Origin of the sequence: Niallia sp. FSL W8-1348, from assembly GCF_038006745.1 — a bacterium.
Classification (GTDB): domain Bacteria; phylum Bacillota; class Bacilli; order Bacillales; family Cytobacillaceae; genus Niallia; species Niallia alba.
Window position 1 is genome coordinate 2,304,699 of sequence record NZ_JBBOVV010000001.1, and the last position, 7,802, is coordinate 2,312,500.

General features: G+C 38.2%; 8 protein-coding genes and 2 rRNA genes (1 of these 10 only partly in view). 1 reads left to right on the top strand and 9 read right to left on the bottom strand.

Translation table 11 applies throughout. The features are described 5' to 3' along the window. Window positions 1–23 precede the first annotated feature (23 nt). The 7 genes from yabA to NST60_RS11085 all read right to left on the bottom strand — a co-directional run bounded on the left by yabA (window position 24) and on the right by NST60_RS11085 (window position 5,379). Window positions 24–401, bottom strand: coding sequence for a DNA replication initiation control protein YabA (yabA, locus tag NST60_RS11055; RefSeq protein WP_016204717.1), 378 nt, complete (start codon window positions 399–401; stop codon window positions 24–26). A gap of 12 nt (window positions 402–413) precedes the next feature. After that, complete coding sequence (locus NST60_RS11060) at window positions 414–1,241, bottom strand: PSP1 domain-containing protein (protein WP_016204716.1); 828 nt, start codon at window positions 1,239–1,241, stop codon at window positions 414–416. Further along, entirely contained in the window at window positions 1,234–2,241 is a 1,008-nt protein-coding gene (gene holB / locus NST60_RS11065) for a DNA polymerase III subunit delta' (RefSeq protein WP_016204715.1), read from the bottom strand. The genes NST60_RS11060 and holB overlap by 8 nt, the downstream gene beginning before the upstream one ends. 13 nt (window positions 2,242–2,254) lie before the next feature. After that, window positions 2,255–2,692 carry a YaaR family protein gene (locus NST60_RS11070; protein WP_016204714.1) on the bottom strand — a complete coding sequence of 146 codons (438 nt, stop codon included), beginning with the start codon at window positions 2,690–2,692 and terminating at the stop codon, window positions 2,255–2,257. Window positions 2,693–2,800: 108 nt separating this feature from the next. After that, window positions 2,801–3,130, bottom strand: coding sequence for a cyclic-di-AMP receptor (locus NST60_RS11075; protein ID WP_016204713.1), 330 nt, complete (start codon window positions 3,128–3,130; stop codon window positions 2,801–2,803). A gap of 161 nt (window positions 3,131–3,291) precedes the next feature. Further along, window positions 3,292–3,921 carry a dTMP kinase gene (gene tmk / locus NST60_RS11080; RefSeq protein ID WP_016204712.1) on the bottom strand — a complete coding sequence of 210 codons (630 nt, stop codon included), beginning with the start codon at window positions 3,919–3,921 and terminating at the stop codon, window positions 3,292–3,294. 21 nt (window positions 3,922–3,942) lie between these two features. Further along, the gene (locus NST60_RS11085) at window positions 3,943–5,379 is read right to left on the bottom strand and encodes an aminotransferase class I/II-fold pyridoxal phosphate-dependent enzyme (protein WP_224428082.1); all 1,437 of its coding nucleotides are present in this window, start codon (window positions 5,377–5,379) and stop codon (window positions 3,943–3,945) included. A gap of 237 nt (window positions 5,380–5,616) precedes the next feature. Here NST60_RS11085 and NST60_RS11090 point away from each other — a divergent pair, with 237 nt between their 5' ends. Then, window positions 5,617–5,829, top strand: a complete 213-nt coding sequence (locus tag NST60_RS11090; protein ID WP_016204710.1) for a sigma factor G inhibitor Gin — start codon at window positions 5,617–5,619, stop codon at window positions 5,827–5,829. Window positions 5,830–5,934: 105 nt separating this feature from the next. Here the strand turns inward: NST60_RS11090 and rrf are convergent. Both rrf and NST60_RS11100 read right to left on the bottom strand, forming a co-directional pair. Further along, window positions 5,935–6,051, bottom strand: a 5S ribosomal RNA gene (gene rrf / locus NST60_RS11095). Window positions 6,052–6,123: 72 nt separating this feature from the next. After that, window positions 6,124–7,802: ribosomal RNA gene (locus NST60_RS11100) — 23S ribosomal RNA — on the bottom strand (it continues 1,259 nt past the right edge of the window).

Here is a 7,802-nt window from a genome sequence, read left to right on the forward strand (position 1 = left end):
GCAGTAGTTTCTTTGAGACATCCTTATTTTTTATTAAGAAATGATAAACAAAATAGACAATCTCCATCTTTTCGGGGACTTCCAAAATGAAGATTACAAATATGGAAACCTTCTTGATATAGTCTTGCTAGGTTATCATAGCCTTCTCCTATATCAATGTTTTTTTCCTCCAACGTCTTATTTTGTTTTGCATTTCTTTTTTTATGTTTATCCTGTTTCGATTCTTTCTCTCTTGGTATATCCTCTAAGTGCCTTCTTAGATTCTCATTTTCAAGCTGCAGCCTATTATTTTCTTCAATAAGCTCTGCTACATGCTGTTTAAGATCACCTAACTGCTTATATAAATTACCAATTTGACTTTCCATATTTATTACTGATTCAAAAACTTCTTTTTTATCCACTTTTCCACCTCATTAATCTGTGGATTGAACTGAAACAGCATCCTCTTGCAGTATTTCATCTAATGTATATTCAAGCACTCGTTCTTGTTCAGAAATTTCCACTTGGAGTACACGTTCTAAAATATTTAAACCAACAACTTTTCCCTTTCCATCTGGCGTATTGATCCAATCACCTAAATCTGGTAAGAGTTCCTTTGCAGCTTCATAATCGTCATTTTCATATTTTAAACAACACATTAATCGTCCACATAATCCAGAAATCTTTGTTGGGTTTAATGAAAGGTTTTGGTCTTTAGCCATTTTAATAGATACTGGTTCGAAATCTCCTAAGAAAGTTGAACAGCATAGCATCCTCCCACAAGGGCCTATTCCTCCAAGCATTTTCGCTTCGTCTCTGACGCCAATTTGACGAAGTTCAATTCTTGTTCGAAAAATGGAAGCTAAATCTTTAACCAATTCCCTAAAGTCTACTCGACCATCTGCAGTAAAATAAAAAATAATTTTATTACGGTCGAATGTATATTCTACATCTACTAATTTCATATCTAATTCATGTAGCGTCACTTTCTCGCAACAAACATCATATGCTTCTTTTGCTGCACTCTTGTTTTCCTCTACAATCATTTGATCTTTATGATCCGCAATCCTTAATACTTTTTTTAAAGGTAACACAACATCATTTTCATCTACTTTTTTCGGTCCAATAACTACTTTCCCGAATTCTACCCCACGAACAGTTTCGACAATGACGAATTCACCTTTTTGAATAATTAATTCATTTGGATCAAAATAATATATTTTTCCAGCTTTTTTAAAGCGGATTCCTACAACATCATACAACTGAAGATCCCTCCTGCAGCTCTAGCACCAGCTGCTCCATCAATAACTGTGGATTCATATTCCCCTGCAGCTTTCGCTTTGCTTCAAAAATAGCTGTCATTTGTTCCGTTAAGCGTCTGTTAGATGTTTTTAAGGCATAAACCTCTAACCGATCTCTTTCGTTAACGTATACAATCTGATCGTGCTTGCCAAGCTGTATATATAATAAATCTTTATATAGTAGCAATAATAAATCGAGCCCTCTGTCAAACTGGTCTTTATCTTTAAATTGCGTAAACCAATCTCTTTGAAGAGCAACTAATGCTTCTAACGGAGCTCCCTTAAGAGCCTCATATAATTTTACCACTATTTTTCGCGCTTGTACAAACCATTCATCCGTACTTAGTGTCAGTGCCTCATCAAAATTATTGGTAATTTGCGCGAGTAAAGGAGCTTCATTTGGTTTAATTCCATTTCTTACTAATTCTTTTGCCATTTCATTTGGAGATAAAGGCGTAAAGGAAAGGACCTGGCATCTTGACAAAATGGTTGGCAATATTTGCTGAATTTGTTCGGTTAATAGAATAGCAGTTGTTTCCGCATTCGGTTCTTCCAAGAATTTCAACAAACTATTAGCAGCATTCGTAGTCATTTTATCTGCATGAACAAGAATGTATATCTTTTGCTTTGATTCCACCCCAGTTTTTGAGAATTCTTCTTGCAGGCTCTGTATCTGATGTTTTTTTATCGATAACCCATCTGGTTCAAGTAAATGAACGTCAGGATGATTTCCATTATTTATTCGCTTGCAATTTGAACATGTTTCACATGGAACATATCCTTCTATACTATTTTTACATAAAATGCTCTTTGTGAGAACAAGACTTATTTCTCTTTTACCCGTTCCCTTCATTCCCTCAAAGAGGTAGGCATGTGCTAGTCGTTCTTTTTTTAAGCTGTTTCTTAGCATCTTTAAAACAATGGGTTGTGTCTGTTCAAGCTGTTCCCACGTTCTTGTCAAGACAATCACTCCATTACGTATATATATTAATCAGCAAACCTTTAATTTCACCAATTTTATCTAAGATATTTAAGCTGTTTTTTTCTTTAGCAATTACTTCTTCTGTTAGTTCAACTAATTTATCATCAATTACTTGTACAACACTGAGGTCTCTTCCTTGACCAAATTGATCCCATGAATTATCCTTTTTCACTTGCATCCCAAATTCAACAGCTTCTTTTACAAACTGTTTAACAAGCGTTTTATATTTAGTCAAATCCTTTAAATTTTGAGATCGACCTAATCTATTACCGGTATCATCAATATTTTTCATTAAGTTTTGTAGTTGTTCAACCTTTAATTTCTCATTTTGTTGTTGGACATACCCTCGAAATTTTGAATTACCTAAACTACCTTTCGTCTCAATTCTCGTTCCTTCTGAATTGAGACGAATGTCTTTATTAATCTTCATATTCTTCCTCCTGAAGAATGTTCTAACTTCTTACTAAGAGATAGGAGTATCTTGAGTTTGTCATTTAACCGTGAAAATACACCGATAAAAAGTTAACCGACGTTCAAATTAAAATTGCTTAAATTGCTCAACAGGTAATACAAAAACAGTTGCTCCTCCAACTTCCACTTCTACTGGATAAGGGACATAGGAATCTGCATTTCCTCCCATTGGCGACACAGGTGCCACTAACTGGTCTCTTGATTGACAGTTTTCTTTTATTATTTGCAGTGCCTTTTCTACACGTATATCTTCCGTCCCTATCATAAAGGTGGTATTCCCAGATTTCAAAAATCCGCCAGTACTTGCAAGCTTCGTCGCTCTAAAATTATTTTCAACAAGTGCATTAAGCAATTTATTACTATCTTTATCTTGAATGACTGTCAGAATTAATTTCATTTTTATCCCGCCCTTATTATAGTTTCCGAATGTTTTATAACTTGTCCCTATTATAGCAATAAATACAAAAACAAACAGCTGATAGAAAAATTATTTCTATAAACTCTCATCTTTAAGAAGAACCCTATTTGCATATTACCCTATTATAAAAGTAAACATTATTACTTTAAGTAGTGATCAATAATTGCGATTGTATCTTGAAAAACTTGTTCTAAAGGCTTCGATGCATCCACCTTCCTAATTCTGTCTGGAAACTTCTCTATGACCTTATAATAGCCTTCTTGCACCAATTCATGAAATTCTATTTTTTCTAAGTCTAGTCGATTGATTTCCCTATCAGTGGTATTATTAATTCTTGCTAAACCAACTCGTGGATCTAAATCAAAATAAATCGTAAGCTCAGGCATTACATTACCGATAGCAAATTGATTGATCTCCCAAATTTCATCCATATCAATTCCTCTAGCATAACCTTGATAAGCCAAAGAGCTATCAATAAAACGATCACATAGAATAATCGAACCATTATTGAGAGCTGGTATCACCTTCTCTACTAAATGCTGTCTTCTTGCTGCTGCATAAAGTAATGCTTCTGTCCTAGCATCCATTTCAGTATGTTTCGGATCTAATATAATACTTCTAATTTTTTCTGAAATTGGAATACCACCTGGTTCCCTCGTCTTTATGATTTGTTTCTCTTGTTCTTGGTAATAGGTTAACAACATATCGATAATCGTTGTTTTCCCTGCTCCTTCTGGTCCTTCTAATGTAATAAAGAGCCCTTTTGTCACTTTATTGTCCTCCTAAAGCTGTCATTTCTCGTAAATATTAATTTTATTATTATAAATAGAAGAGCTTCCTTGGAATCTTGCTCCATTCTTTAATAATTTCTTAATTTGATCGATGTGATATTCAGTGATTTCCTCACCAGGCATTAATAGCGGAATTCCTGGCGGATACGGAATAATCGCTTCTGCACAAACAGCATGAAGTGCGTCACTTAATAATACTTCTAATTTGCTTCGTTGTGCCTGTTCTTTTTCACTAAGTTTTAATTCTACTATATCCTCTCTCTTTTTTATAGATTGATCTAGTTCCTTTTTAAAGGTATTTCCAGATGAAATCCCAGTAAGTGCTTTTTTAATCTTGATTATTATGTTATCAAGAGGAAAAGCCATCTGTTTTTTTAACAATGGAAAAACAAATAAAACATTATAAGAATCTGCTAGTTCTGTATATATACCTTCCTTTTCTAGCCGTTTTTGAATTTCAAATCCACTTATATCAGTTGTAGATTGAACAGTAATTTTTAAAGGATCCCCTTGATAGGGATAGCTTAATACGTTTAGCTGTGGAATCATTTGCAGCTCATTACGAAACTCTGTAATGGTCTTTTCAAGGTAATCCCAGTCTTCCATCTTATATGTTGCTAAATACTGTCTTGCCTTATCTAATGAGGCCATGATTAGATAAGACGGACTGCTAGACTGTAACATTTCCAAATAAGATTTCACTTCCTGTTGTCTTATAAAATCTGTATTATAGTGTAAATAGGCTCCCATTGTTAAAGCTGGTAACGTTTTATGTGCGGACTGAACCACTATATCTGCTCCTAATTGAACAGCGGATGATGGAAAATGAGAATTACCTCTAAAATGGGCACCATGCGCTTCGTCAACTAATACGCAAATTCTGTTAGCGTGTGCTAATTGAATAATTTTCTCTAACTCTCCCACCATGCCATAATAATTAGGATAAGTTAATATTAATGTTTTTACATTAGGAAATTGTGCAATTGCCTGCTTAATTGTCTTTACTGAAAGAGGCATCTCCACTTTCCAATCTTCCTCATAATCTGGACTCAGTAAAATGGGTTGTGCTTTTGCAAGCTTTATTCCATTCATAATTGATTTATGACTATTTCTTTGCACAAATACTTTATCTCCTTCTTTTAAAGCAGATAATATCATTGCTAGGTTTCCGACTGTACTTCCATTTACAAGAAAATAGCTTTTTTTGACTCCATAAAAATCTGTTAATAGTTGTTCTGCATCTGCTATAACGCCTGCTGGAGCATGTAAATCATCTAAACCATTTAGCTCTGTAACGTCTAACTTCCATAATAATCCTTTCCATTCATCGTCTTGGGATAACAACTCGCCGTTCTTATGACCAGGTACATGAAAGGATATATTATTTTCTGACTGAAATTGTAAGAGTTTAGAATATAAAGGTGTTTGTTCTTGCAATTGTATTTCCCCTTTTCTTGTATCACTTTTTTTATTTTATCACTTTTTTTACATAGGAAGTAAGCTGTATGGCCATCACTTTTTTTCACTAGCTTATTTATAAAATAAATGACTAACTATGTATTCCTTTTTTCTTAACTTGCTAGATAAAAAATTTTTTGTTGATTAATAGATTTTGAGAATCAATGTATACGTGATTGCTAAAATGGTTAGAATAGTTGCTATGGAGGTGGAGAAATGGGAAAATATCATACAATCCAATCAAGCAAAGGGGAAAAATGTCTTATATGTGAGCAAAATAAACTTGAAGGGATTCATCTCTTTCAATCCTTTATATGCCTAGAATGTGAAAGAGAAATTATTAACACAAAAACAAACGATCCAAAATATCAGTACTTTGTTTATCAAATGGCAAAAGTAAGAATTCTACAAGAAAGACGCCAAGCTTAACATCGACTTCCCATAAGAAGCTTTTTAACTATTAAAAGTTTAGAAATAAGAAATAGCATACAACAAAAAACAAGCACCTACCAAAGTAGATGCTTGTTTCCTATTGCCTGGCGACGTCCTACTCTCACAGGGGGAGAACCCCCAACTACCATCGGCGCTGAGAAGCTTAACTTCCGTGTTCGGTATGGGAACGGGTGTGACCTTCTCGCTATCGCCACCAGACTTCTTTATTTAGAGATTTGTTCTCTCAAAACTAAATCATTTAGAAGGAAACCAATTTGCCAAGTAATCATTTTAGTTAAGTCCTCGATCTATTAGTATCAGTCAACTCCACATGTCGCCACGCTTCCATCTCTGACCTATCAACCTGATCATCTTTCAGGGATCTTACTAGCTTACGCTATGGGAAATCTCATCTTGAGGGGGGCTTCATGCTTAGATGCTTTCAGCACTTATCCCTTCCGCACATAGCTACCCAGCGATGCCTTTGGCAAGACAACTGGTACACCAGCGGTGCGTCCATCCCGGTCCTCTCGTACTAAGGACAGCTCCTCTCAAATTTCCTACGCCCACGACGGATAGGGACCGAACTGTCTCACGACGTTCTGAACCCAGCTCGCGTACCGCTTTAATGGGCGAACAGCCCAACCCTTGGGACCGACTACAGCCCCAGGATGCGATGAGCCGACATCGAGGTGCCAAACCTCCCCGTCGATGTGGACTCTTGGGGGAGATAAGCCTGTTATCCCCGGGGTAGCTTTTATCCGTTGAGCGATGGCCCTTCCATGCGGAACCACCGGATCACTAAGCCCGACTTTCGTCCCTGCTCGACTTGTAGGTCTCGCAGTCAAGCTCCCTTGTGCCTTTACACTCTACGAATGATTTCCAACCATTCTGAGGGAACCTTTGGGCGCCTCCGTTACTTTTTAGGAGGCGACCGCCCCAGTCAAACTGCCCACCTGACACTGTCTCCCACCCCGATCAGGGGTGCGGGTTAGAATGTCAATACAGCCAGGGTAGTATCCCACCAATGCCTCCACCGAAGCTGGCGCTCCGGCTTCCAAGGCTCCTACCTATCCTGTACAAGCTGTACCAAAATTCAATATCAGGCTGCAGTAAAGCTCCACGGGGTCTTTCCGTCCTGTCGCGGGTAACCTGCATCTTCACAGGTACTATAATTTCACCGAGTCTCTCGTTGAGACAGTGCCCAGATCGTTACACCTTTCGTGCGGGTCGGAACTTACCCGACAAGGAATTTCGCTACCTTAGGACCGTTATAGTTACGGCCGCCGTTTACTGGGGCTTCAATTCAGAGCTTCGCACTACACGTGCTAACCCCTCCTCTTAACCTTCCAGCACCGGGCAGGTGTCAGCCCCTATACTTCGCCTTGCGGCTTCGCAGAGACCTGTGTTTTTGCTAAACAGTCGCCTGGGCCTATTCACTGCGGCTCTCTCGGGCTTTAACACCCAAAAGAGCACCCCTTCTCCCGAAGTTACGGGGTCATTTTGCCGAGTTCCTTAACGAGAGTTCTCTCGCTCACCTTAGGATTCTCTCCTCGCCTACCTGTGTCGGTTTGCGGTACGGGCACCATAAATCTCGCTAGAGGCTTTTCTTGGCAGTGTGGAATCAGGAACTTCGGTACTATATTTCCCTCGCCGTCACAGCTCCGCCATATGGTAATGGGATTTGCCTCATTACCGGCCTAACTGCTTGGACGTGCTAATCCAACAGCACGCTTACCCTATCCTCCTGCGTCCCCCCATTGCTCAAATGATTTAAAGGTGGTACAGGAATATCAACCTGTTGTCCATCGCCTACGCTTTTCAGCCTCGGCTTAGGTCCCGACTAACCCTGAGCGGACGAGCCTTCCTCAGGAAACCTTAGGCATTCGGTGGATGAGATTCTCACTCATCTTTCGCTACTCATACCGGCATTCTCACTTCTAAGCGCTCCACCAGTCCTTACGGTCTAG